Source organism: Devosia insulae DS-56, from assembly GCF_000970465.2.
GTDB classification, from domain to species: domain Bacteria; phylum Pseudomonadota; class Alphaproteobacteria; order Rhizobiales; family Devosiaceae; genus Devosia_A; species Devosia_A insulae.
Map to the genome: position 1 here is coordinate 1 of NZ_LAJE02000154.1, position 24,606 is coordinate 24,606.

Genomic DNA, 24,606 nt, shown 5'->3' on the forward strand with positions numbered 1-24,606 from the left:
GTCCACAGCCACCAGGTTAAGTGCCCGAGCGGCCCGAGACGGCCCCCCTTACAGCTTCAGTTCCCAGTACTCGCCGACCAGGTCCTTGCCGAAGCTGTGGTGCGGCTTGCTCTCGGTGAGCGTGAAACCGGCGGCGGCGTAGAGCTTTCGCGCGGCAACGAGGCTGGCCTGGGTCCACAGGCGGATCCTCGCATAGCGCTTGTCGCGGGCAAAGCGGACGACCTGGTCGACGAGCAGCTTGCCCACCCCGAGGCCGCGCGCCTCGGGCTCGACATAGAGCAGGCGCAGCTGCGCCACGCCCTGCCCGGCATCGACGACGAATACCGAGCCGATGACCTTGCCGTCACGCTCGGCGATCCAGCAGCCCTCGGTCGCGGCATCGAAATGCTGCAGGAACTTGCCGCCGATCTCCGCCGCCAGCGCTTCGTAGCTGCCATCCCAGCCGAACTCGCCGGCGTAGAGCTGCGATTGCCGGGCGACGACATGCGCGACGTCACCGATCCGATGCGGCCTGAGGATGATGGAGGCACCACTCTGCTCGGCATCGACGAGGCGGGCGATGGTCTGCATGGCTGAGACCAGCTCGCGCCGCTCGGTTTCGGACAAGGGCGCAACCAGATCGGCAATGGCGCCATTGGCTGCCGCCTCAACACTGGCGGCGGCCCTGTCGCCGTCAGGGGTGAGCGCCAGCTGATTTCGGCGCCGATCCGAGATGCTGGGTGAGACGGCCACCAGTCCCTCGGAGACGAACTTCTGCAGCATGCGGCTCAGATAGGCCGGGTCGACCCCCATGGACCGGGCCAGGTTGGCGCCGTTGGTGTGGCCGGCCGCAGCAAGCTCGTAGAACAGCCGGCTTTCGGCCGGGCTGTAGTCGGTCCTGGAGTAGTGCTCATCGAACAGCCCCAGCCAGCGCGCGAAGGCGCGGTTGAAGCGGCGAATCTCGGCAATCTGCTGGTCATCCATGATGGATGACATTGGCGCCGATATCGTTGATACTGTCAACTATATCGTTGCTTGAGGTAGCCATAGACGGCGCGGACGCCCTGGTCGGTGCCGCCGAAGGGCCGCCCTGGCTTGGCTTCCGGAGCCCAGCCATAAATATCGAGATGCACCCAGGCCTTGGCCCGTTTGACAAAGCGCTTGAGGAACAGGGCCGCGGTGATCGAGCCGGCAAAGGCGCTGGCGCCGGCATTGTTGACGTCGGCGATCTTGGACGAGAGCATCGCATCGTATGGCGCCCAGAGCGGCATCTGCCACAGCGGATCGTCGGACAGGGCGCCCGCTGCCATCAGCTCGCGCGCCAGTGCATCATCGGTCGAGTAGAGCGGCGGCAGGTCGGGGCCGAGCGCCGAACGGGCGGCGCCGGTCAGCGTCGCCATGTCGACGATCAGGTCCGGGCTCTCTTCATCGGCCAGCGCCAGGGCGTCGCCGAGGATCAGCCGGCCCTCAGCATCGGTATTGCCGATCTCGACGGTCGAGCCGTTGCGGGCGCGCAGGATATCGCCTGGGCGGAAGGCCGGGCCGGAGATGGCATTCTCGACAATGGGGATGAGGACACGCAGCCGGACGCGCAGCCCGGCATCGATGATGGCATGGGCGAGGCCGAGCACGTTGGCGGCGCCACCCATATCTTTCTTCATCAGCAGCATGCCGGCCGACGGCTTGATGTCGAGACCGCCCGTATCGAAGGTGACGCCCTTGCCGACCAGCGTGACCTTGGGATCCTTCGCCTTGCCCCAGCTGAACTCGACCAGCCGGGGCGCCTCGGCGGCGGCACGGCCGACGGCGTGGATCATCGGAAAATTCTGCTTCAGCAGCTCGTCGCCGGCGATCACTTTCACGTCCAGCTTGTGGCGCTTGCCGAAGGCCCGGATCTCCTGCTCCAAGGCATCGGGGCCGAGATCGTTGGCTGGGGTGTTGATCAGGTCGCGCGCCAGGTAGGCCGCCGCGGCGAGCCGGTTGACTTCCGCCGCATCGGCGCCTTCGACCGGCTCCAGCACCACGGGATCGCGTGGCTTGCGATAGCGGTCGAAGCGGTAAGCGCCGAGGCGGAAGGCCAGCGCCGCCAGCGTCGGATCGCCGAAGCTGCCGCTTAGCCGGTACTTGCCCGGCTCCAGCGCCGCGGCGGCCTGCCCGAGCAGCAAGGCGGGCCGATCGGTGGCCTGGCCGAGCCCGAACAGCTGGCCGGCAAGCGCACCGCCCTCCCCCGGTAACGCCAGCAAGCGCCCGCGCTGGCCGGTGAAACCGTTGGCCTTGGCCCATTGCAGCTCGGCCGGCGTCAGGGTCGCGGGCAGCGCATCCTGCTCAACGGCGATGAGTGGCAGCGACTTCGACTTGGCCATTTCGGGTGATCCACAGCAAGGGCGAGAGCCATTGCTTACGCCGCGGTGGCGGCCGTGGCAACGGCGAGGCGGCCACACCTTAACCCCCCATTAGGGTTAATCAATTATTGCTGCTTGTGGGCTCGGGAAATTGCCAGTCGCATTGCCCAAGGGAAGTGTTTCGTGTCGCTCCGCCTGATCCAGACCAAGCTGAAACCGCTGCGCGCCCTGCTGTTTGTCAGCGTTGCCGCGCTCGCGCTTTCCGCCTGTGCTTCGAACCCGATGACCACCGGCAGTATAGGCGGCGACCCGGCCGGCCAGCCGATGGACAGAAAGCAGCAGGCCCTGGCGCAGCTCGCCGCACACTACAAGAAATCGCCCGGCGACCGCGCGGCGATCATCTATTACGCTGCCGCGCTGCGGGCGAACGGCCAGAACGACCAGGCCGTAGCGGTGCTCGAAAGCGGCGTCGCCAAATTCCGCAACGACCCCGAGATCCTCGTCGGCTATGCCAAAGCACTGGTCGCAGCGGGACGCCTCGAGCAGGCGCTCAACGTCGTCGACCGGGCGATCAACCCCACCTCCCCCGACTGGAACGCGCTGATGGTGAAGGGGGCAATCCTCGACCAGAGCGGCCGTAACAAGGAGGCGCGCGTGGTTTACGGGCAAGCGCTGAAGATTGCGCCCGACCAGGCGTCGCTGCACGCCAATCTCGGCCTCTCCTACTCGATGACCAACGAGCTCGACAGAGCCGAGGCGGAACTGCGCATCGCGGTGAAGCTGCGGGGCGCCAACAGCCAGATCCGGCAGAACCTGGCGCTCGTGGTTGGGCTGCAGGGACGGTTCGACGAGAGCCGCGCGCTGTTCGCGGCGGAACTGCCGGCCGACCAGGTGGAGGCCAACATGGAGTATATCCGGGCGCTGCTGACGCAGCAGAACCGCTGGGATGCGGTGAAGAACTCCGGCTAAGCGAAGCGAATAGCGAGTAGCCAATAACGAATAGAAGCGGGGTGCCCATCGGCGCCCCATTTTCGCTACTCGCCAATCACAATTCGCTATTCGCTTCCCTTCAACCGCCGCCACCGATGAAACTGTTCGAGAACACCCGGATCATGGCGGGGGACAAGATAACGATGAACAGCACCGGCAGGAAGAATACGATCAGCGGCACGGTGAGCTTGGGCGGCAGGGCGGCGGCCTTCTTTTCGGCCTCCATCATGCGTTGCTCGCGGCCTTCTTCCGCCATGACGCGCAGGGCCGAGCCGACGGAGGTACCGTGGCGCTCGGCCTGGATCAGCGCCTGCATCACCGACTTGACGTTGTCGAGGCCGGTACGGCGACCGAGGTTCTCGTAAGCGCGAGTGCGATCCTCGAGGAAGGCAAGCTCGGCGGTGGTGAGCGTCATCTCCTCGGAGAGCTCGATGCTTTGGGCGCCGATCTCCTTGGCGACGCGCTTCAGCGCGTGCTCCACCGACATACCGGCCTCGACACAGAGCAGCACCAGATCGAGTGCATCGGGCCAGGAGCGCTTGATCGACTGCTGGCGTTTGATCGTCTGGTTCTTGAGCAGGATGGAAGGCAGATACGCACCGATCAGCCCGATACCCAGCGCGTACACTGCGTTCAGCCAGATTGGCTTGTCGTTGAAGATGACGAGGCTGAGATAGGCAAAGGCGATGACGAACAGCACGACCGGGGTAATGAAGCGCAGGAACAGGTAGGTGGTCATCGCCGCCTGCCCCCGATAGCCGGCGCGGGCCAGCTTCTCGGCCGTGCCGTCGTCCATGAAGGCCTTTTCGAGCGAGAAGCGCTCGACCACGTTCTTCATGTAGTCACGGCCGGCGGCCTGCCGGATGGTCCGGCTCTGCTGCTCGGCTCCGCCGCTGCCGCCGCGCAGGCGGGCCATTTCCTCGGCCCGCATCTTCTCGCGCTCGAGCGCCACACGCTTGATGCGCTGGCGCATCTGCGAGCCACCGGAGAAGAAGGTCGCGCCGATCGAGAACACCACTGCGGCGGCCGCCACCGCCGCGAGCACGGCCACGAGGAACTGCGTGTTGGTCAGCGTTGCGACGAGATTTTCCATCGCCGGCCCCTAGATATCGAACTGGATCATGCGGTTCATGATGAACCCGCCGAGGAACATCAGGATCGCGGCGATACCCAGCATCAGGTTGCCGATCGGCGTCTGGATCAGCGGCAGCAGGTAGCTGGGCGTGGTCAGCGACACCAGCACGGCAACGATGATCGGCAGCGACCCGATGATGCCAGCCGAAGCTTTGGCTTCCGAGGACATCGCCTTGACCTTGGCCTTCATCTTCTTGCGGTTACGCAGCACGCGCGCCAGGTTGCCCAGGGCTTCCGAGAGATTGCCGCCGGCCTGGGCCTGCACCGTGATGACGACGATGAAGAAGTTGACCTCGGGCAGCGGTACCCGGTCATAGAGGGTGGTCACGGCTTCCTGGATGGTCTTGCCGACCGCCTGCTGGTCGAGGACGCGCTGGAAATCCGACTTGATCGGCTCCTTGGCCTCCTTGGCGACCAGGCGCATCGAGTCGTTGAGCGGCAAACCGGATTTCACACCGCGGACGATCGCTTCGACGGCGTTGGGCAGTTCGTCAAGGAAGGCGTTCTGGTACTTCTTGCGACGGCGGCCGACATACATCCGCGGCAGCAGGTAGCCAGCGGCAATCGAGAAGATCAGGCAGTAGATCCATTCGAGCTGCAGCACGAAGCAGAGCACGAAAACCAGGACGCCGAAGATCACCGAGTTGCGGATGAAGGCGCCCTTCTTCAGCTTCATGCCCGCTTGGTACAGTCGGTCCTGCAGCGGGATGTTCTTCTTCTTGCGCTCCAGCGCCGCGGTCTGGCTGCGCAGCGTCTGCTGGATTTCCTTGCGGCGGGTATCGCGGGTGCGCGTTGCGTCGGCGTTGCGGCGGTTGGCCTGGATATCGCCCTGCATCGCTTTGATGCGCTTGTTGGCGCGATCGCCGCCCAGCAGTGCCGGCACCAGCGCGAAGCCGGCGGCTCCCACGGCGACGGCGGCGAGCAAGGCAAGGATCAGCGGGTTCATCGTTGGGCCTTATGCACCGAGGATCTCGCGCTGTTCGACGTTGGATTTCTCCAGCGCCTCGACGAGATTGGCTTCTTCGTTGAAGTAGCGGGCGCGCTCGGTGAAGTTCGGCTTGGTGATGCCGGTCGAGCGGTGGCGGCCGACCAGGTTGCCATTCGAGTCTTCGCCGAGGATGTCGTAGAGGAACACGTCCTGGGTGACGATGACGTCGCCTTCCATGCCCAGCACCTCGGAGATATGGGTGATGCGGCGCGAACCGTCACGCAGGCGGGCAGCCTGCACCACCACGTCGATCGAGGAGACGATCATTTCGCGGATGGTGCGGCTGGGCAGCGAGTAGCCACCCATGGTGATCATCGATTCGAGGCGCGACAGGGCCTCGCGCGGGCTGTTGGAGTGGAGCGTGCCCATCGAGCCGTCATGGCCGGTGTTCATCGCCTGCAGCAGGTCGAACGCCTCGGGACCACGCACCTCGCCGACGATGATGCGCTCGGGGCGCATGCGCAGGCAGTTCTTGACCAGATCACGCATGGTGATCTCGCCCTCACCCTCGAGGTTGGGCGGACGGGTTTCGAGCCGCACCACGTGCGGCTGCTGCAGCTGCAGTTCGGCCGAGTCCTCGCAGGTGATGACGCGCTCATCCTTCTCGATGAAGCCGGTGAGGCAGTTGAGCAAAGTGGTCTTGCCCGAGCCGGTACCGCCGGAGATCAGGATGTTGGCGCGGACGCGGCCAAGGATGCGCAGCACCTCGGCGCCTTCGGGCGAGATCGAGCCGTACTTGACCAGCTGCTGCAGGGTCAGCTTGTCCTTCTTGAATTTACGAATGGTGAGCGCGGCGCCGTCGATGGCGAGCGGTGGGGCGATGACGTTGACGCGCGAGCCGTCGGGCAGGCGGGCGTCGCAGATCGGTGAGCTTTCGTCGACGCGGCGACCGACCTGACTGACGATGCGCTGGCAGACGTTCATCAGATGCGCGTCGTCGCGGAAGCGCACATTGGTGAGCTTCACCTTGCCGCCGACCTCAATGTAGCACTTCTGGCTGCCGTTCACCATGATGTCGGCGATGTCGTCGCGGGCCAGCAGCGGTTCGAGCGGGCCGTAGCCGAGCACGTCGTTGCAGATGTCCTCGAGCAGGTCTTCCTGCTCGGAGATCGACATGATGATCGACTTGAGTGCGATGATTTCGGCGACGATGTCGCGGATTTCCTCGCGCGCCGCTTCCTGATCCATGGTCGCGAGCTGGCTGAGATCGATCGAGTCGATCAGCGCATTGAAAATCGCCGACTTGGTCTGGAAATACTCCTTGTCGCGCGCCACTGCCTCGGGGCTGCGCACATCGAGCACGCCGCCATCCTCGCCACTTCGTTTGTTGTCAGCCGCGCGCGCTACTTCCTGGCGAGGTGCGGCGGGCACCAGCGGAGCGGCGGCCGGGCGCGTCGATTGCGCGGCGCCGGGAGTGTTGCCACCGAAACTGGTACGCTTGCCGAACATCTAGGACTGGCCTTTCAGGCGCGCTTCTTGATGAAGGACGGGAGCTTGAGGCCACCCGGCTTCTTGGCGGCACTTTTCTCGGGAACACTGCGGCCGGTGACGTGCATGCCGATCAGGCGGAACACCTCGTTGGCGCGGTTGTTGGCGGCGACTTCGGCAATCATCTGGCCGTTATTGGCGGCCGTACCGAAGGTGGCGGCGTCGAAGCCGATCTGGCCGAGCAGCCGGCACTCGACGGAGGTGGCGAACTCGCCGGCGGCGATCTCGGGACGGCGCGGCATGCCGACCTTGTTGATGACCAGCAGCGGCTCACTCTCGGCAGGGCGCAGCGCCTTGATGGTGTCGGAGAGGTTCTTGGCGTTCCTGAGGTTGGCCAGGTCCGGCTCGGCGACGATGATCACCTCATCGATCGTCGCGATGGTGTGACGCACCCAGGCGCTCCACAGGTGCGGGATATCGAGAATCACCACCGGGGTGGACTTCTGGCTCAGCTCGACGATCTGCTCGAACTCGCGCTCCTCGAAATCGAAGGTGCGGTCGAGCACCACCGGGGCGGTGAGCAGGTTGACGTGGTTGGCGGCCTTGCTGGCCAGCCGGTCCAGCATGGTCTGGTCGAGCTTGGCGTTCGAGCCGATGGCGTCGGCGATGCCGTGCGGCGGATCCTGGTTGAAGTTCAGCCCCGCGGTGCCGAAGGCGAAGTCGAGGTCGAGGATCAGCGTATCCTGGCGCAAAGCCTGGCTGACGGCCCAGGCGACGTTATGCGCCACCGTCGAGCCGCCGGCGCCGCCCTTGGCGGAAACAAAGCCGATGGTCCGTCCGATAGGCGCCGCGCCCTCGGCGGCAAACAGCTCGCTGATGGCGGAGACGATCGACTGGGCCGAAGCCGGCAGCACGATGTACTCAGAAACGCCCGAGCGGATCAGCTCGCGATAGAGCAGCACATCGTTGACGTGACCGAGCACGATCAGCCGGGTCGAGGCGTCGCAGACTTCCGCGAGCCGCTCGAGCGCGGCCGGGATCTCCTCGGGCTGCAGCAAGGTTTCGACAATGATCAGGTTCGGCGTCGGGTTCGAGCGATAGGTCTCGATGGCGCCATCGAGGCCGCCGGCATGGGTGGTCAGCGCCACCTTCGACATGCGCCGGTCATGCACCGCCGACTCGACCAGTTGCGCCGTCTGCGAGTGTTCGCAGAAGGCCTGGATGGTGATGCGCGGGATCAGCCGCGCCCCGGCGGCGATCTCGAGCGCGGGTTCGTCAGCCTGCCTGGCGCTGTCGCGGGAGAGGAAACTCATGACTACTACACTCCATCAATCCAGCAGGAAACCGACTGCCCCGTCATAGCTGCCGCGGGTGCCCGCGGGGCCGACGCCGTACATGGTTTCGATGTGGCCCAGGAAGATTGCCTCGGCGTCGTTAGCAAACTGCATACGATCGGTTGGCAATTCAGGTTTCTTATTGGTCGGTTTGGCGAGATAGGGGGTGACAAGGATCACCAGTTCACTCTGCGAGCGGATATAGTCACGCGAGCGGAACAGCGCGCCCAGGATCGGGATGTCGCCCAGACCCGGCAGCCGATGGATCTGGGTGCGGGTTTTTTCCTCGATCAGGCCGCCGATGGCGAGGGTCTGGCCGGTACCGATCTCGACCGAAGTCTTGGCGGTACGCCGCTTGATGCCAAGCAAGGTCGAGTCGCCCACGGTGATGCTGCCCTCGGTGCTCAGTTCACTGCTGGTGGTATCGACGACGAGCCCGATATTGCCGTTCGACTTGATCGTTGGGGTGAAGTTGAGCTTGACGCCGAACTCCTTGTAGCCGACCGACACCTCGCCGTCCGAAACGCTGGTCGGAACCGGGAATTCGCCGCCGGCGAAGAAATCCGCGGTCTGTCCGGAGATCGCCGTCAGCAGCGGCTCAGCCAGGGTGCGGGCGGCGCCACGCTGCTCCATGGCGCGGATCTGCGCATCGATGCTGAGCGGTCCGATATCGAGGCCGACCTCGAGGCCATTGTTGCTGAACAGATTGGAAGCGCCACCAAGCGGCTGTGTGCTGATCAGCTGCGTGGTGAGCCCGCCATTGGTGTAGCTGCCGGTCAGGTCGATGCCGAACTGCTTGGCGAGACTGCGGTTTACCTCGGCAACGGTAACTTTCAGCATGACCTGCTGCGGGCCCGAAACGTTGATCACGCTGGTGACGTTTTCGGGAGCTCCGGCGAACTGGCCCGCAATGGCCAGCGCCTTGTCGGCATCGTCCGTGCTGCCGGCATCGCCCGACAGCACGATGCGGTTGGTGACGTTGCCCTCGCCGTCGGTCAGCGCCACCGCCTCCACCTGGATGTCGGAGTTGGGCATGATCCTCGAATAGGTATCGCGCAGCACCGCGGCGACGTTGGAGCCGCCGGTATTGGCGGCGCCGGTGGTGCTGACGTCGACGACGACGATGGTGCGGCCGGTACCGTCGAGAAAGAAGATGTTGGTGTCGCCCGAGCTCACCGCCTGGATGACGGCTCGGCGCTTGTTGCGCAGGATGGCGTTGGCGACGCCCGGCTGCGAGACGATCACTTCCTGCACATCGACCGGCAGATCGATGATCATCGACTTGTTGAGCCCGACGCTCACCGACTGGGTGGAGCCGAAGGCGCTGGCGCCGATGCGCAGGTGATTGGATTCCGCGCCGTGCGCCTGGCCGAGGCCGAGGGGGGCCAGCCCCAGTGCGCCGCCGATCACGGCGGCGGCTGCCATCAGACGCAAAGTGCTCGCCAGGAGACCGCGCTGCGGGCGGGCGGTGAGAGCCGGAGACATCACGTAATCCTCACGCATCATTGGGCCTGCTCTTCTGAGCTGGCGTCGTCGAAGGACGCCTGAGTGACGGTCGTACTGGTCCCGGGCATCACATCGCTGCCGACGCCGAAGCGGATCATGCGGATGGCGCGACTGGTCTCGTTGTTGACCGCTTCGCTCGGTGACGGCTTGAAATCGGCGATCGAACGCAGAACGACCGACAGGCTACCGACCTTGGCGGCGTTGATGATCGCCTCGCCCTGGGCCGGGGTCAGCTCGAGGGTGGCGATGGTGCCGCCCTGGAACACGTCGGCCTTGGGGTTTTCAGGATCGGCCTTTTCGCCGGTCGTGCCGGCTTCGCCGAGACGGGTGCCGATGGCCAGCACCTTGACGTTGGCGAGTATGGTCTGGCTGATGCCGCCGCGGCTGAGGACAACGTCGACCCGGTCGTTGGGGAGCACGAAGCCGCCGGCCGCAGCGTCAGCGCTGACCGGCACCGAGACGCCGCGCATGCCCTTGGTCAGGACCGCCGAGAGGTAGCCCTGGTCGGAGTGAACCAGCTTCTTGTCGAGGATCGGCTCACCTGGGAAGAACTCGAAGCGCGCAACCGCGTCGAGCATCTTGGTCGGGGCATCGGGCAGCACGGCTTCGCTGATATATTCGGGGCGGACGGCGAACTCGGGCCAATCCTGCCACTCAATGGTTTCCGCGGTGATGCGCTGGCCGACGCCGATCGGCGCCTTGGCCACCAGCACCTTGGCCTTCTTTTCTTTAATGACCTGGGTTGGACCTTCGACCACGACCTGTTGCGGAGCCGTGCCCCGGGTCGCCAGGAAGGCTGCGAGCCCGCCTGCCAGAAGCGCGACTACCAGCAGGATGATACGCGAGACTCCCATGGCCCCTAAACTCCACACATGGGGCCCGAAAGAGCCCGCTACTCTTGCGGTCGACTATCGCGGCAAAGGGTCAAAGTTTGGTTAATCGTTGCTTGCCGAAGACGGTTAACAAATAGTTTCGAAGTCTTCAGCCAACCAGGCGCTGGAAGATCAGGCTGCTGGGGTAGACAAGCAGGCCGGCGGCAGCCAGCGCGATACCGTAGGGGACGCCGGTTTTGCTGTCGTGCAGCCGATCGATCCACAGCACCTGCTTGAGTTGCAGCGGCAGGGGCCAGCGACGGACGGTCAGCAGCGACAGGGTCAGCGCCCCACCCAACAGCGAAGCGAAGACGAGATAGGCCAGCATGCCCTCGAAGCCGAGCCACAGCGTGGTGGCGGCGATCAGCTTGGCATCACCGCCGCCGATCCAGCCAAGGGCGAAGAAACTGAAAGATACCGCCAGCACCGCCACCGCGGCGACGATGTGCATGCCCACCAGCTCGAGCGGGAAGCCGGCGAGGAGTGCGATGGCAAGGAAGAAGCCTGCCACCAGCAACACCAGCCGGTTCGAGATCCGCATGGTCAACAGATCCGAGGAGGCCGCGAAGGCCATCAACAGCGGAAATACGAGCATCGCGGGGAAGGTGATGAATGAGGGCATCGAGGATCGGCGGTTGCGGGGTGTGCGCCGGACACCCGGGCCAGGCCAGTGTCGCCGAAACGTGGTTAAGAAAGCTGAAATGCAAAAAGGGGACCCCCGCGGGAGTCCCCTTCGATACTTGAGCCCCTGGCCGCTATCAGGCGTCCGGGATATCGACCGTGTCGAGACGGCTCGAGATGCCGTTGAACAGGCCAGACAGGCTACCGCCGAGGGCGGTTGCAGCAACGATGATACCGACGGCGATGAGCGCGGCAATCAGGCCGTATTCGATCGCGGTAGCGCCGGACTCGTCATTCACGAAACGAGCGACAGTGTTCATTTATTGGCTCCTTGCACACGTCATTCTGTGACTGCATCAGGTGATGCGTCAGCACCGTTCGATACGTCACACATCGAACATGGCTCTACGCTAGGCGGCACCGATTGAGATTGAGTTAATAGTTCAACGCCCAATCGCCCGGTTTACAAGGCTTTCCGGCATGCTAAGCAGATCGTTAAAGCAACCCGGAAAATTGTTTCAACGCCGGCGAAGTAATACGTGACCGGCGGACGCAGGCGGCACACACACCACTGTTGCCGGCTGACGCGCGAGGGGTGGTCATTTGCGAATTCTTCACCATTCCGCGCAACACTCCGTTTGCCATAGCGTACCTCCTGCCCAGGGCCTGTCATGCCGTTTCGCCCCAGTCTCGCTGCCCTCGCCGTCATCTCGATGCTTGCCACGCCCGTCGCTGCGCTGGCGGAAAGCGCCCCGGTGACGGTGAAGGTGAACATGGCGCGCATCCTGAGGATCAACGCCCCGGCATCAACGGTGATCATCGGCAACCCCGGTATCGCCGACGCCGCCATCCAGGACCCGCAGACCCTGGTGCTGACTGGCAAGAGCTATGGCCAGACCAACCTGATCGTGCTGGATGCGCAGGGCAACCCGATCGCCGACACCATGATCGAAGTGGTGCAGGAGCAGGCAGGTCTGGTGACCGTATATATGGGCGACAAGCGGACCAGTCTCGCCTGCGAGCCGGTGTGCCAGCCGATCATCATGCTCGGCGACGACCAGGGCTACACTGGTGAAACCATAGGATCGGCGAGCGCGGTCGCGGCGGCGGCGAACTAACCGGCGGTTAACCAAGCCGTCGCATCGCATGCAAATGCAGCGCGGCCACTAACCAATCCCTAGGTAGGAACCGTTAGTTTCCGTCCTCGAATGGAAACTCGGGGTCGCATGTCGCAACGCTCTTCATGGCTGAAAAGGCTGCTGTCGCCGGCGATCCGCCGCGCACGCGCCTTTGGCCGCGACGACAGCGGCGTGACAGTGATCGAGTTCGGCATCCTGGCGCTGCCGTTCTTCACCATCGTTACGGCGATCGTCGAAACGGCACTGGTCTTTCTCGCCGGACAGATCCTCGACAGCGCCGTAAACGACTCATCGCGACTGATCCGTACCGGCCAGGCGCAGACCGGCACGCCCGCCTACAACGCCGAGGCGTATCGCGAGGCGATCTGCGCCGGGCTCTACGGCATGTTCGATTGCACCCTTGCCGATGACAAATTGCGGGTCAGCGTGACGGTGATCAGCGACTTCGGCGCTGCCGCTCTCGGCTATCCACTGGAGACTGGCGAGGACTGCGAAGAGGACGAGTGCGACTGGACCCTCGCCGACGAATACAAGCCCGGCAAGGGCGGCGACGTGGTGCTGGTGCAGGCCTACTACAAGTGGCCCATTGTTGTGAACCTGCCTGGCTTCAACTTCCAGACGCTGCCCGACGGAACGCGACTGCTCGGCGCCTCGCGCGTGTTCCGTAACGAGCCGTTCGTTTGCGCGAGTTGCACATGATCCGCCGACTGCTGCAGTTTCGCGACGATGCCCGCGCCGTGGCCGCGGTGGAATTCGCCCTGATCCTGCCGCTGCTGCTCACGCTCTATCTCGGCACCATAGAAGCAGCGACGCTCTATTCCGTCGACCACAAGGTGGCGACGGTCGCAAGCACCATGGCGGACCTGGTGTCGCGCGAGAAGGGCGAGATTTCCACGGCCAATCTCGACAAGTATTTCGAGGCGGCCGAAACCATCATGCGGCCCTATACGACCACCGGACTGGTGCAGGTCGTGTCGCTGCTCAACATCGATGCGGACGGCGTCGCCACGGTCGCGTGGAGCGCGGCGCATGGCGCCGAGGAAGCCCGCGAAGCCGACAGCGAATACCCGCTGGCCGCGGATGCCAAGATCAATCTGCTGGCGCGTGGCGCCAGTGGCTGGCTCGTGGCCTCGGAGATCACCTATCCGCACCAGTCGATCTTCGGCATGCTGCTGCCGAGCACGATCAACCTGGCGCACACGCAGTATTTCCTGCCGCGCTACAATGGTGAGATCGAACTGGACTGATTGCGAGCCGCTTGTCGCACGACGCCGGGCGTGGCATAGGCCGGACCTGCGTTCCGCGGAGCGCTTCACCGCGTTTTTTTTGCGCCTTCGAGATGGAAAGACCGGCCCTCCGACAGGCCTTTCCCAAGGCGCCCTACAAGGCCAGCCCGATGCAAGATACCCTTATCCCAGTCTTCGACCTCGGCGGCGTGTTCGTCGACTGGAACCCGATGTACCTGTTCCGCAAGCTCTTCGAGACCGAAGAGGAAGCGCAGTGGTTCTGGGACAATATCTGCACCAAGGACTGGAACCTCGAGTTCGACGCCGGCGACATCTTCGCCGAGGGCGTGGCCAGGCTGACCACCCGTTACCCGCGCTATTGGCGCGAGATCCAGGCCTTCGACCTCAGGTGGAAAGAGACGGTCGGCGAATTCATCACCGGCACGATCGATATTCATAACGAGCTGATCGCCGAGGATACTCCGACCTTCGCCATCACCAACTTCTCGTGGGAGAAGTGGGTGAGCTGCCTGCCTGAATGGCCCTTCCTCGAAAAGTTCGACGGCGTCGTGGTGTCCGGGCTCGAAGGGCTGGTGAAGCCCGATCCGCGGCTCTACCGGGTGTTCTGCGAGCGCTATGGCCTCGCACCGGAGACCTGCGTGTTCATCGACGACAGCGAGCCGAACGTGATCTCGGCCCGCAAGTTCGGCATGCACGCGATCCACTTCACCGATCCCAAGTCGCTCCGCAAGGAGTTGATCGGGCTGGGGCTGCCGCTGAAGAAGTAGGCGAGTAGTGAGTAGTGAGTAGTGAGTAGCGAAAGGGGTTGCCCGGACCATGAGCCCGGCAACCCCTTCTTCTATTCGCTATTCGCTATTCGCTATTCGCTACTGGCTCACTTCGTCCCGTACATTCGATCCCCGGCGTCGCCGAGGCCGGGGATGATGTAGCCCTTCTCGTTGAGATGGCTGTCGATGGCGGCAGTGAAGATCGCCACATCCGGGTGAGCGGTCGAGAACTTCTCGATGCCCTCAGGCGCCGCGAGGAGGCAAAGGAAGCGGATATTGTTGGCGCCGCGCTCCTTAAGCTTGTCGATAGCGGCGATCGAGGAATTGGCGGTCGCCAGCATCGGATCGACGACGATGATCAGCCGGTTGTCGAGCTCGGATGGCGCCTTGAAATAGTATTCGACCGGCTGCAGCGTCTCGTGGTCGCGATAGATGCCGATATGGGCGACGCGAGCGGCCGGGACGAGGTCGAGCATGCCATCGAGCAGGCCGTTGCCGGCGCGCAGGATCGAAGCGAAGACCAGCTTCTTACCCTTGATGGTGGGGGCATCCATCCTGGTCATCGGCGTCTCGATCTCGATCATCTCGAGTTCGAGGTCGCGCGTCACCTCGTAGCACATCAGGTGCGCGATCTCGCGCAGGAGGCGGCGGAACCCCGCGATCGAGGTATCCTTGTCGCGCATGATGGTGAGCTTGTGCTGCACCATCGGGTGGTCGATCACCGTTACGCCGCGCATGGGAGACCTCGAGGGCTAGAGGAAGGATTTGCCGTGGCGGCCGGGCGCAAGGCCGAGCCAGCGGGCGATACTCTCTCCTATATCCGCAAAGCTCGGCCGGATGCCAATGCTTCCGGGCGTGAGGGCTGGGGAAAAGGCCATGATCGGGGTCTGTTCGCGGGTGTGATCGGAACCGCGCCAGGACGGATCGTTGCCGTGGTCGGCGGTCAGGACCACCAGATCGTCGGGGCGCAGCGCCGCAATCAGCTCGGGCAGGCGCGCATCGAAGGCCTCGAGCGCCTGGGCGTAGCCCGGGATATCGCGGCGGTGGCCGAAATCCTGATCGAAATCGACGAAGTTGGTCATGATGAAGGCGCCGTCGGCGGCCATCTCCATCGCTTCGAGCGTGCGATCGAACAGCGCCATGTTGCCGGTCGCCTTGATCTTGTGGGTGACGCCGTGGCCCGCATAGATGTCGGAAATCTTGCCGATGGCGTAGACCTGCCGCCCTGCCTCTTTCGCCCGATCGAGCAAAGTCGGCTCGGGCGGGGCGATGGCGAAGTCGCGGCGGTTGCCGGTGCGCTTGAAAGTGGCGGCGGTCTCGCCGACGAACGGCCGGGCGATGACGCGGCCGATATTGAGCGGCGCGGTGAGCTCGAAGGCGGTTTCGCAGAGCGTGTAGAGCCGCTCGAGGCCGAAATGGGTCTCGTGCGCGGCGATCTGGAAGACACTGTCGATCGAGGTGTAGCAGATCGGCTTGCCGGTCCGGATCGACTCCTCGCCGAGTTCAGCGATGACGGTGGTACCGGAGGCATGCTTGTTGCCGAGGATGCCGGGGATGCCGGATTTCTCGATCAGCTGCGCAATGAGGTCGGGCGGAAAGGTTGGCTCGCTCAGCGGGAAGTAGCCCCAGTCGAATGGCACCGGCACGCCGGCGATCTCCCAGTGGCCGGACGGGGTGTCCTTGCCTTTCGAAACCTCGCGGCCGACGCCCCAGCGTCCGCCCCTGGGTTGGTCGGTGAGGCCGCGGGGTACCTCGCCGGTGGAGAGCTTCGCCGCGGCGCCGAGACCGAGGGCGTCCAGGTTGGGTAGCGACAGCTGGTAGTTTGCCGCGATGTGGCCGAGCGTGTCGGCGCCGGTGTCGCCGTAATCGGCAGCATCGGGGGCACCGCCGATGCCAAAACTGTCGAGGATGCAGAGGATGGCGCGGGGCATTGATCAGGCCTCCGTGGGCGGGACGTAGTCAGCGATCAGCGGGTGGGGTGGCGCTGGGCCATCGCTGATGGTGTAGGCGGCCAGCAGCCGTTGCGTTGCATCTGCTGCCATCTCTTCGGTGCGCGCATGGACGCGACAGAGCACGGTCTGAGCGTCAGCTTTCGCCCCAAGCCCGAGGATCCGGTCGAAGCCGACGGCAAAATCGATGCTGTCGGTGGGGAGCCGGCGACCACCGCCAAGGGCGACGACGCCCATCCCGACCCCGCGTGTATCGATGCCGGTAACGGTGCCGGTAGCGGGCGCGAGAATATCGCGGACAATCGGTGCGGGAGACAGATGTGCGTCCATCCGCTCGACGAAGTCGGTAGGGCCGCCGAGCAAGGCAACCATCCGTGCGAAATGCTCGGTGGCCTTGCCGCTGCTGAGCGCGGTTTCGACGGCTGCGGCGGCGTCTCCAGCATAGCCGCTGAGCTGCAGAGCGGCAGCGCAGAGATCGAGCGTCACCTCACGCAGGCGCGGGTCCTGATGGCGGCCGGTGAGGAAATCGACAGCGTTGCGCACTTCGAGGGCGTTGCCGGCCGCCGAGGACAGCGGCTCGTTCATGTCGGTGATCAGCGCCGCGGTGCGGAGGCCGGCGCCGTTGGCCACCGAAACCAGGCTCTCGGCCAGGGCGCGGGATTTCTCCAGCGTCGGCATGAAGGCGCCGGAGCCGGTCTTCACATCGAGAATCAAGGTGCCGAGGCCGGCGGCGAGTTTCTTCGAAAGGATCGAGGCGGTGATGAGCGGGATGGATTCGACCGTGCCGGTGACATCGCGGATGGCATAGAGCACCTTGTCGGCCGGAGCGAGATCGGCGGTCTGGCCGATAATGGCGCAACCGGCCTCACGCACCACCTTACGAAATAGCGTGTTATCCGGGCTGGTGCTGTAGCCGGGGATGGCATCGAACTTGTCGAGCGTGCCGCCAGTGTGGCCGAGGCCGCGGCCCGAGATCATCGGCACGAAGACGCCGCAGGCGGCAAGGATCGGCGCCAGCATCAGCGAGGTGTTGTCCCCTACCCCGCCGGTCGAGTGCTTGTCGGCCACCGGGCCATCGAGATCGGACCAATCGAGCACGGTGCCGCTGTCGCGCATTGCCTCGGTGAGGGCAACGCGCTCGGGGGTCGACATATCGCGGAAGTACACGGCCATGGCGAAGGCGGCCGCCTGGGCTGGGCTGACAGAGCCGTCGGTCAGCCCGCCGATGAAGCCGGAGATTTCGCCTGACGTGAGGGCGAGACCGTCGCGCTTGCGGATGATGGTTTCTTGCGGGAGCAGGGTCATGCCGGTGTTTTGCGCTGCCCGCCGGGCGAAGGCAAGATGAGGCGGCGGCACGCTGACCCTCCCGGCATCCCGTCTCGGTACGGTTCCGCACAGAATGTCGAAATACAAACCGGCGCGGGCTGCGCCTTTGTTTCGGCATGAGAACTAAGTTCGCCCCTCATAACCGACTCTAGGTGCAGGAGATCGCGTTAGCTAAAGACTCGATGGCACTTGCTCTTGTCGCACCTCGCAAGCTGATGTTCACATGCGACGCGGCAACGACGATTTTCGCTCGGCATTACCAGTCGACCGCCAGCTGCCCCGCTTGGAGGATTTATCGTGCTTCGCCATCTTGGTTTCGGACTGGCCGCTTTCCTTGTCGCCGCGACCGGCGTCGCGCTTGCCGCCGAGCGCGAGCCGCTGCCACCGGCGCAGTTGCAGAAGGCGCTCGATACGCTCGCGACGGAGGCGAAACAGGCGATTGCCGACGACCGGACGCCCGGTATCGCCATCGCGGTCGTCCATGGCGACGCGGTGATCTTCGCGGAAGGGTTCGGGGTCCGCAATGTCTTAACCGGCGAGCCGGTCGACCCGGACACGGTGTTCCAGCTCGCCTCGGTCTCGAAGCCGATCGGCTCGACGGTGATCTCGGGCCTTGTCGGCGACGGCAAGCTCACCTGGGATACGCGGCTGATGGACCTGACGCCCGGTTTCGCCATGCAGGAGCCGTGGGTAACCAGCCAGGTGACGCTGCGCGACCTTTACGCGCATCGCTCGGGGCTGCCCGACCATGCCGGCGACCTCCTGGAAGACTATGGCTACGATCGCGAGGCGGTGCTGCGCCGGCTGCGCTTCCAGCCGCCGCTGACCAGCTTCCGCTCTGGCTACGCCTACACCAATTTCGGCATCACTGCTGCGGCCGTGGCGGCGGCGTCGACAACCGGCATGGACTGGGAGGCGCTGTCGGAAAAGCGGCTCTACGAGCCGCTGGGCATGACGTCGACCAGCTCGCGCTATGCCGATTTCATGGCCGAGCCCAACCGTGCCGCCGGCCATATCCGGGTCGACGGCAAATGGGCATTCGTCGAGCAGCGCCAGCCCGACGCCCAATCGCCAGCCGGCGGCGTCTCCTCGTCGGTGAACGACCTGACCAGGTGGGTGCGGCTGCTGGTGAACGATGGCATGTTCGAGGGCAAGCAGGTGATCGCCGCGGCGCCGCTCGACGAAGCGCACCTGCCGGTGATGATCACCGGCTACGCCCCCAATGGGACGCCATCGTTCTACGGGCTGGGCTGGAATGTCGGCTATGGCGGCGACGCGCGGCACTCGATCTCGCACTCGGGCGCCTTCGCCATGGGCGCAGGAACAACGGTCAACATCTCGCTCGACGACAGGCTGGGGGTGATCGTCCTCACCAACGGCGCGCCGGTGGGCGTGTCCGAAGCGCTGGCCAACGCCTTCATGGACAACGCCATTCTCGGCGCGCCACGCTACCCATGGCGGGAGGTATTCACCGGTATTTTCGCGCAGATGGCGGCAGACGGGATCTCGCACAAGTTCGACACCCCACCGGCCGACGCTGGTCCCGCAGCGGCCGACATGGCCTATGCGGGCAACTTCGCCAACGAGTTCTACGGTCCGATCGAGGTGGTTGCCGGCGCCGACGGGCTCGAGCTGCTGATCGGGCCGAACCGGCGCTCGTTCCGGCTTGCGCATTTCGACCGCGACACTTTCACCTTCGCGACCATCGGCGAGAATGCTTCCGGCCTCAGCGGGGTGAGCTTCGCGCTCGATGGCGCGGGTAAGGCGCGCTCGGTGTGGATCGAAGCGTTCGACAAGTCCGGGCTCGGGACCTTCGCCCGTACGCCGTGAGGCGCTAGCGGGTCAGGCCCTTGTGGTACCGCACCGGCGTGGCACCCAGTACGGTGCGGAAGTCGGTGATGAAATGCTGCTGGCTGCTGTAGCCGAGGTCGTAGGCGATGCCGACCCAGTCGGGCTCATCGCTCGAGCGGATTTCGGCGGCGGCAGCGAGCAGGCGCTTGCGCTGCAGCAGCCACTTCAGGCCGATACCCAGATAGTCGCGAAACGCCTGCTGCAGCCAGCGCTCGCTGCGCCCGAAAGCCTCGCCGACCGCGGCGACGGTGGTCAGGTCCTCCTGAGTTTCGACGGCGGCGATGATGGCGTTGATCTCCTCGAGCGTGCCATCCGCCGCGGGTGAGGCGGCGCGAATGCGCTCCAGCAGCATGGCGATCACCGCGTCGTCATCGTGCGCGAGAATGGCGGCGATGCCCTTGGCGTCGGCCCAGGGAAACACCGCTGTCAGCGGCACCACCTTGTCCTGCAGGTCGGCCATCTCGCCGGTCCAGAACGCGTGGAAGGCGCCGGGGCGAAAGCGCACCCCGATAATGCGGCCGCTGCCGGCGGCGGAGTAGGTGCGCTTGCCACGGAAGGTGCCCTGGATGCCGGACTCCTGGGCCGACAGGAAGATATCGACGTAAGGGCGGTGCATCACCTGGTCGGAGTCGTAGGGGCCCTGCGAACTGTCCCAGCGAATGACCCAGAAATGCTCAATGAAGCGCTCGAGATCGGCTGGCGGTGGCGCGGTGCGGAACTGCACGTGACGGTCGAAACCCAGGGGATCGAGCCGCCCGCGCGCCTCATAGGGCTCGCGTGGCTCCCCGGGCTCGCGCGGCTCCCCGGGCTCGCCGGGTGCGCCGGGTGCGCCGGGCTCATGCGACGCGCCGGGCCCACCGCCTTCTGCGGGTTTCTGAAATACAGGGGTCGGAGCATCGGTCATTGTCTGGACATCAGCTTAACGATGAAAGGAAATTCCAAATGAGCAACAAGCACTTCCTGCGCGGCATGGCCACTGTCAACTTCTTCGCCGACGACATGATCGCAGCCCGTGACTGGTATGCCGAACTGTTCGGTGTCGAGGCTTATTTCCAGATGCCGAGCCGCGAAAAGCCGGCCTATATCGAGTTCCGCATCGGCGACAGCGAGGACGAGTTCGGCATCATCGATCGCCGCTATGCGCCCGAAGCGATGCAGCCCGGCCCGGGCGGCGCGATCCTGCTCTGGCACGTCGACGACATCGAGGCGGCGTTCGCCCGGCTGAAGGAACTGGGGGCCAAGGAATACGACCCGATCACCAAGCGCGGCGAGACCGGGTTCGTCACCGCGTCGGTGGTCGACCCGTTCGGCAACGTGTTGGGGATCATGTACAACCCGCACTATGTGGAGACGGTGGCCGGTCACGCCGCCTGAGCGCGGGTTGCGTCAGCTGCGGAGGCTGCCTGTTCGCTTCGGCGCAGGCGGCCTTCCGCTACGAGGCGTCAACGCGTCATTCACGCTGGGTGGGTTACGGTACGTCCCGCCCGTGAGGCGGCAACGGTAGACGCCATGCTCGAGCCCCACCCAATTGAGACCTCTATCGATAAGCCGGTGACCGAGGTCTATCGCTTCCTGGCCTCGCCATGGAACTATCCGCGCTGGGCAGCAATCAATTCCGCGACGTTTAGGCAGATCGGGCCGCTCGAATGGGCCGGCGATACCGAGTTCGGGCCGCGCATCGTGCGGTTCAGCCCACCCAATGGCGAGGGCATCCTCGATCACGCGGTCTACAAAGCAGGCGAGGAGCCGGTGATGATGCCGCTGCGCGTCACCGCCGATGGCAATCGCACGCTGGTGACCTTCGTGTTCTACCGCCGACCGGGGATGGACGACGAGCAGCTGGCCTCGGCGCTCGAATGGATCCGCAGCGATTTCACCGCACTGAAATCTCTGCTCGAGGTCTGAGGCCAGCGGGCCTCATGTTCCTGGTTTGCTGGAAGCGGCAACCCACGGAGTCATTCCCGCGACAGCGGGAACCTCTGTTTTCTGGCCTGCCGCACGAGAGATCCCCGCTTCCGCGGGGATGGCCCAGTGGGTGGGCGTCGAGGAGCGAACACCTACTCGCCCGCGGGCGCCGGAGCGGCTTTGTCGAGGCGGGTCTTGCGCAGCGTGTCGCGGGTATTGGCCAGCATGTCGCCGATGAAGCGGCGGACGATCGCCAGTTCGGCCTCGGAATATGAGGCGATCACCGGCTGGTTCATGCGCAGCACATAGTCGCGCAGCTGCAACAGACCCGATTCCTCGGTGGCGGGGCCGAGCATGATCAGCACGCCGCGCCGGTCGGTGGGGTGCGGATGGCGCTCGATGAAGCGCGCGGCCTCGAGCCGGTTGAGCATGATGGCGGTGGCGCCGGTGGTGAGCCCCAGATGCTGCGAGATCGCCTTGGGCGTCGCCTGGCCGCCCGACGAGCGCACGAAGAACAGGCACATCAGATCGGTGTGATTGATGCCGGCCTGCTCAGCCAGCCAGCGATAGACGTGCGTCACCTCGGCGGTCAGGTCCCGCAGCAGCTCATCCATCTCGGGCTTTCGTTCCAACGTCTCATTCCTCACGCGCAATATAGCTATGCAACATAGTATCTTTGTTGCAAAGTTAAATCAGCTGCCCTAGATGGGGATCAGACGAATGCAGCCGACGGAGCGGATTATGGCACAGGCACAGGCGACGATGGACCACAAAGACACTGTGAACGCCGACAAGGCGGGGCTTCCCGCCATCGGGCGCGCAGCGAACGAGTCCAAGGTAGTGAACATTCCGGTGGAGCGGGCCGAACCGGCGCCGGCTCCCCTGCCCCCAGCCGTTGTGGCCCAGGCCGCGGCAGCACCGACCGAGGCGCCGAACCGAAGCCGCAGGAAGGCAAAGCTGTTCGGCATGGGCCTGTTGGTAACACTGGGCGCGGTCGTCGCCTGGTATCCGCTGGCCGATCACTATGCGCCATTCGCCTCGGGCGCCTCGATCACCGCCGAGGTGACCCAGGTGGCGCCGCGCGTCGCCGGTCCGGTCAAGCACGTGTTGATATCAGACAATGCCGAGGTGAAAGCCGGCCAGCCGCTGTTCGAGATCGACGACACGACGTTCCTGATGGACGTGGCGCAGGCCAGGGGCCAGCTCGACCAGGCGATGAACAACGTGACGTCGGGTGTCGCGGCGGTGCCCGCGGCAAAGGCCAAGCTGGCGCAGACCGAGGTGGCGCTGACCATCGCGCAGCAGGAACTGGAGCGCGCGACGCAGCTCCACGACAAGGGCTTGCTGTCACAGGCGAAGTTCAACACGGCGGACGCCAATGCCAGGACGGCGCTGCTCAACGTCGAGGCGGCAAAGGCCGATCTCGAGCGGATCAAAGCCTCGGCCAGCACGGCTGACGCCAGCAATCCCAACGTGCGGGCGGCGCAGGCAGCCCTCGACAAGGCCGAATTCGCGCTCCGCAACACCACGGTGCTGGCGCCGGCGGACGGCTATGTCTCGAACCTGTCGCTGGCCGAGGGGCAGTTCGTTGCCGCCGGCACGCCGGCGCTGACCTTCATCAACCCCAAGACGCAGATGGTGATCGCCGACCTGCGCGAAAATCAGCTCGTCAACGTACAACCGGGCGACAAGGCCGTGGTGATGTTCGAGGCCGCGCCGGGCAAGCAATTCGAAGCCACGGTCGACAGCATTGCCTGGGGCATCAATAGCGGCCGCACCACGACCAATGGCCTGGCGCAATCGTCGAACGATACCCGCTGGTTCCCGCCGGCGCGCAAAATCCCGGTGCGCGTCAGCATCGACGACATGAGCGCGCTCCCCGCCAATGTGCGGCTCGGCTCGGAGGCCAGCGTCCTGATCGTGCCGGAAGACGGCGTGGTGCCGGCCATCGCCCGCGGGCTGATGGGCTTCAGCGGTCTGCTGTCGGGCCTCAACTAGGAAACGTCACGCCGAGGAGGCGAAAATGGAAGAGCTGACCCGCGTCGACCCCAACGAAGACCCCTACCTGGCACTTCGCACCGCGTTCAGCGTCTCGATCTGCGTGATCCTCGCCGACCCGCTCGGCGTCACGCAGCCGATGATGCCGGTGGTGCTGGGGATGAGCCTGATGTCGAACCAGCGCGGCGCGCTCAACCCGCGCTCGTTCATGGGCCCGGTGATGCTGCCGGTGATGGCGTTCGTCTTCAGCTGGCTGGCGGCGGCGACGGTGAGCGAGCCGATGCTGTTCGTCCTGGTCAACATCGCGCTGGCCGGCGCCGGCATCGGGCTGATGCTGTTCAAGGGTTCGCGGCTGGGGGTGGTGCTGACGGTGTTCCCGGCGATGATGTCGATGTCGGTGCTCTATAGCGACCAGGCGCTGGTGGCGATCCGCGACTCGATGGCGACCGGCGGGCTGATCGTCGGGGTGACCGCGGTGGTGCTCAACATCCTGTTCCCGCCGCAGACTGCCCGGGTGCATATCGAGCAGCCCAAGCCGTTCGCGACCGAGAACCCGGCTGCCGAGCTGCTGATCCGCATGGCAGTCTATGTGCCGATCATGCTGATGACCTATGCGACCGGCGACATGAACCTCCTGATCGTGCCGATCATGCTGGCTTTCATCTGCGCCGAACCCGATCGCGGCGGGCGCCTGCAACAGCTGATCGACCGCGGCGGCGGCACCATCGTCGGCGCCGTCGTGGCGGTCGGGGCGATGGCGATCTACTACGTGGTGCCGCAGTTCCCGGTGCTGGTGGCACTGATCGCCAGCATCACCTTCTTCCTCATCGACAAGATGACCACCGGAGCGAGCCGGCCGCTCTACTACCAGTACATCTGCTCGGTGGCGCTGGTAATGCTGCTGTCGTCAACCTTCGGCGCCCGCGACGCCTTCGAGGTGGTGGTGCAGCGCGTGGTGCTGACGAGTGGGGCGATGGTCGGCGCGATCGCGCTGCTCTCGCTGCTGGAAGCGGTGTTCTTGCCGCGGAAGGGGATGGCTGGTTCTCCCTCAGCCGCCGGTGCGGCCTGACCCCTGCCCCCAACAATGGGGAGGGAGACGTTAACTGCCGTCACCGGTACGGGCGGCGAGGTCGCGCAGAGCCTTGCGGCTCTTGCGTCTCCCTCCCCCTTGCGGGGCTGTCTCTTTTTCACATCTGCCGCTGCCGGCAATGGTTGTTGTTGTGGTCTCGT

Annotated in this window: 25 protein-coding genes; 10 read left to right on the forward strand and 15 right to left on the reverse strand. The window is 65.0% G+C overall.

Annotated features, from left to right (window positions below; translation table 11 throughout):
- Positions 1-48 precede the first annotated feature (48 nt).
- Together VW23_RS09060 and VW23_RS09065 are read right to left on the reverse strand one after the other, a co-directional pair.
- A complete protein-coding gene (locus tag VW23_RS09060; RefSeq protein WP_069909253.1) occupies positions 49-975 on the reverse strand; it encodes a bifunctional helix-turn-helix transcriptional regulator/GNAT family N-acetyltransferase in 927 nt (308 codons plus the stop codon).
- 23 nt (positions 976-998) lie between these two features.
- The gene (locus VW23_RS09065) at positions 999-2,342 is read right to left on the reverse strand and encodes a leucyl aminopeptidase family protein (RefSeq protein WP_069909254.1); all 1,344 of its coding nucleotides are present in this window, start codon (positions 2,340-2,342) and stop codon (positions 999-1,001) included.
- 162 nt (positions 2,343-2,504) lie between these two features.
- Between VW23_RS09065 and VW23_RS09070 the strand changes: the two genes are divergently transcribed.
- Positions 2,505-3,290, forward strand: a complete 786-nt coding sequence (locus VW23_RS09070; RefSeq protein WP_084645813.1) for a tetratricopeptide repeat protein — start codon at positions 2,505-2,507, stop codon at positions 3,288-3,290.
- 100 nt (positions 3,291-3,390) lie between these two features.
- Here the strand turns inward: VW23_RS09070 and VW23_RS09075 are convergent, their stop codons facing one another.
- From VW23_RS09075 to VW23_RS09110, 8 genes are all read right to left on the reverse strand, one after another.
- The gene (locus tag VW23_RS09075) at positions 3,391-4,404 is read right to left on the reverse strand and encodes a type II secretion system F family protein (protein ID WP_069909255.1); all 1,014 of its coding nucleotides are present in this window, start codon (positions 4,402-4,404) and stop codon (positions 3,391-3,393) included.
- Between the two features lie 9 nt (positions 4,405-4,413).
- On the reverse strand, positions 4,414-5,391 hold the full coding sequence (locus VW23_RS09080) for a type II secretion system F family protein (RefSeq protein ID WP_069909256.1): 978 nt from the start codon (positions 5,389-5,391) through the stop codon (positions 4,414-4,416).
- A gap of 9 nt (positions 5,392-5,400) precedes the next feature.
- Entirely contained in the window at positions 5,401-6,882 is a 1,482-nt protein-coding gene (locus VW23_RS09085) for a TadA family conjugal transfer-associated ATPase (protein ID WP_069909257.1), read from the reverse strand.
- 14 nt (positions 6,883-6,896) lie between these two features.
- Positions 6,897-8,174 carry a CpaE/TadZ family protein gene (locus tag VW23_RS09090; protein WP_069909258.1) on the reverse strand — a complete coding sequence of 426 codons (1,278 nt, stop codon included), beginning with the start codon at positions 8,172-8,174 and terminating at the stop codon, positions 6,897-6,899.
- A gap of 15 nt (positions 8,175-8,189) precedes the next feature.
- The gene (locus tag VW23_RS09095) at positions 8,190-9,680 is read right to left on the reverse strand and encodes a type II and III secretion system protein family protein (RefSeq protein ID WP_176730363.1); all 1,491 of its coding nucleotides are present in this window, start codon (positions 9,678-9,680) and stop codon (positions 8,190-8,192) included.
- Positions 9,681-9,697: 17 nt separating this feature from the next.
- The gene (cpaB, locus tag VW23_RS09100; protein WP_084645817.1) at positions 9,698-10,555 is read right to left on the reverse strand and encodes a Flp pilus assembly protein CpaB; all 858 of its coding nucleotides are present in this window, start codon (positions 10,553-10,555) and stop codon (positions 9,698-9,700) included.
- A gap of 127 nt (positions 10,556-10,682) precedes the next feature.
- Entirely contained in the window at positions 10,683-11,195 is a 513-nt protein-coding gene (locus tag VW23_RS09105) for an A24 family peptidase (RefSeq protein WP_176730364.1), read from the reverse strand.
- Between the two features lie 136 nt (positions 11,196-11,331).
- Entirely contained in the window at positions 11,332-11,514 is a 183-nt protein-coding gene (locus VW23_RS09110; protein ID WP_069909260.1) for a Flp family type IVb pilin, read from the reverse strand.
- A 351-nt stretch (positions 11,515-11,865) separates the two neighbouring features.
- On the opposite strand from VW23_RS09110, the gene VW23_RS09115 reads away from it, so the two are divergent.
- The 4 genes from VW23_RS09115 (at position 11,866) to VW23_RS09130 (ending at position 14,347) form a co-directional block, all read left to right on the forward strand.
- Positions 11,866-12,312: a pilus assembly protein N-terminal domain-containing protein gene (locus tag VW23_RS09115; protein WP_069909261.1), complete on the forward strand. Its 447-nt coding sequence runs from the start codon at positions 11,866-11,868 to the stop codon at positions 12,310-12,312.
- 108 nt (positions 12,313-12,420) lie between these two features.
- Positions 12,421-13,032, forward strand: coding sequence for a TadE/TadG family type IV pilus assembly protein (locus tag VW23_RS09120; protein WP_069909262.1), 612 nt, complete (start codon positions 12,421-12,423; stop codon positions 13,030-13,032).
- Entirely contained in the window at positions 13,029-13,580 is a 552-nt protein-coding gene (locus VW23_RS09125; RefSeq protein WP_069909263.1) for a TadE/TadG family type IV pilus assembly protein, read from the forward strand. Before VW23_RS09120 ends, VW23_RS09125 begins: the two co-directional genes overlap by 4 nt.
- 149 nt (positions 13,581-13,729) lie before the next feature.
- Positions 13,730-14,347 carry an HAD family hydrolase gene (locus VW23_RS09130; RefSeq protein WP_069909275.1) on the forward strand — a complete coding sequence of 206 codons (618 nt, stop codon included), beginning with the start codon at positions 13,730-13,732 and terminating at the stop codon, positions 14,345-14,347.
- Positions 14,348-14,454: 107 nt separating this feature from the next.
- On the opposite strand, the gene upp is transcribed toward VW23_RS09130, so the two are convergent.
- Genes upp through deoA form a run of 3 tightly spaced genes read right to left on the reverse strand, consistent with a single transcriptional unit; the run spans position 14,455 to position 17,595 of the window.
- Positions 14,455-15,084, reverse strand: coding sequence for a uracil phosphoribosyltransferase (gene upp / locus VW23_RS09135; protein WP_069909264.1), 630 nt, complete (start codon positions 15,082-15,084; stop codon positions 14,455-14,457).
- A gap of 15 nt (positions 15,085-15,099) precedes the next feature.
- Positions 15,100-16,278 carry a phosphopentomutase gene (locus tag VW23_RS09140; protein ID WP_069909265.1) on the reverse strand — a complete coding sequence of 393 codons (1,179 nt, stop codon included), beginning with the start codon at positions 16,276-16,278 and terminating at the stop codon, positions 15,100-15,102.
- 3 nt (positions 16,279-16,281) lie between these two features.
- Positions 16,282-17,595 carry a thymidine phosphorylase gene (deoA, locus tag VW23_RS09145; RefSeq protein WP_069909276.1) on the reverse strand — a complete coding sequence of 438 codons (1,314 nt, stop codon included), beginning with the start codon at positions 17,593-17,595 and terminating at the stop codon, positions 16,282-16,284.
- Between the two features lie 324 nt (positions 17,596-17,919).
- Between deoA and VW23_RS09150 the strand changes: the two genes are divergently transcribed.
- Positions 17,920-19,452, forward strand: coding sequence for a serine hydrolase (locus tag VW23_RS09150; RefSeq protein WP_176730365.1), 1,533 nt, complete (start codon positions 17,920-17,922; stop codon positions 19,450-19,452).
- Between the two features lie 4 nt (positions 19,453-19,456).
- Here VW23_RS09150 and VW23_RS09155 read toward each other — a convergent pair whose 3' ends face one another.
- Positions 19,457-20,197, reverse strand: coding sequence for a helix-turn-helix domain-containing protein (locus VW23_RS09155; RefSeq protein WP_201788029.1), 741 nt, complete (start codon positions 20,195-20,197; stop codon positions 19,457-19,459).
- Positions 20,198-20,415: 218 nt separating this feature from the next.
- On the opposite strand from VW23_RS09155, the gene VW23_RS09165 reads away from it, so the two are divergent.
- Both VW23_RS09165 and VW23_RS09170 read left to right on the forward strand, forming a co-directional pair.
- The gene (locus VW23_RS09165) at positions 20,416-20,847 is read left to right on the forward strand and encodes a VOC family protein (protein ID WP_069909268.1); all 432 of its coding nucleotides are present in this window, start codon (positions 20,416-20,418) and stop codon (positions 20,845-20,847) included.
- Positions 20,848-20,982: 135 nt separating this feature from the next.
- Entirely contained in the window at positions 20,983-21,378 is a 396-nt protein-coding gene (locus VW23_RS09170) for an SRPBCC family protein (protein WP_069909269.1), read from the forward strand.
- Positions 21,379-21,530: 152 nt separating this feature from the next.
- Here VW23_RS09170 and VW23_RS09175 read toward each other — a convergent pair whose 3' ends face one another.
- Positions 21,531-22,010 (reverse strand): MarR family winged helix-turn-helix transcriptional regulator, encoded by a 480-nt coding sequence (locus VW23_RS09175; RefSeq protein ID WP_141728281.1) that lies wholly within the window; start codon positions 22,008-22,010, stop codon positions 21,531-21,533.
- 109 nt (positions 22,011-22,119) lie between these two features.
- On the opposite strand from VW23_RS09175, the gene VW23_RS09180 reads away from it, so the two are divergent.
- Both VW23_RS09180 and VW23_RS09185 read left to right on the forward strand, forming a co-directional pair.
- The gene (locus tag VW23_RS09180; protein ID WP_176730366.1) at positions 22,120-23,376 is read left to right on the forward strand and encodes an HlyD family secretion protein; all 1,257 of its coding nucleotides are present in this window, start codon (positions 22,120-22,122) and stop codon (positions 23,374-23,376) included.
- A 25-nt stretch (positions 23,377-23,401) separates the two neighbouring features.
- A complete protein-coding gene (locus tag VW23_RS09185) occupies positions 23,402-24,445 on the forward strand; it encodes an FUSC family protein (RefSeq protein ID WP_069909271.1) in 1,044 nt (347 codons plus the stop codon).
- Positions 24,446-24,606 lie beyond the last annotated feature (161 nt).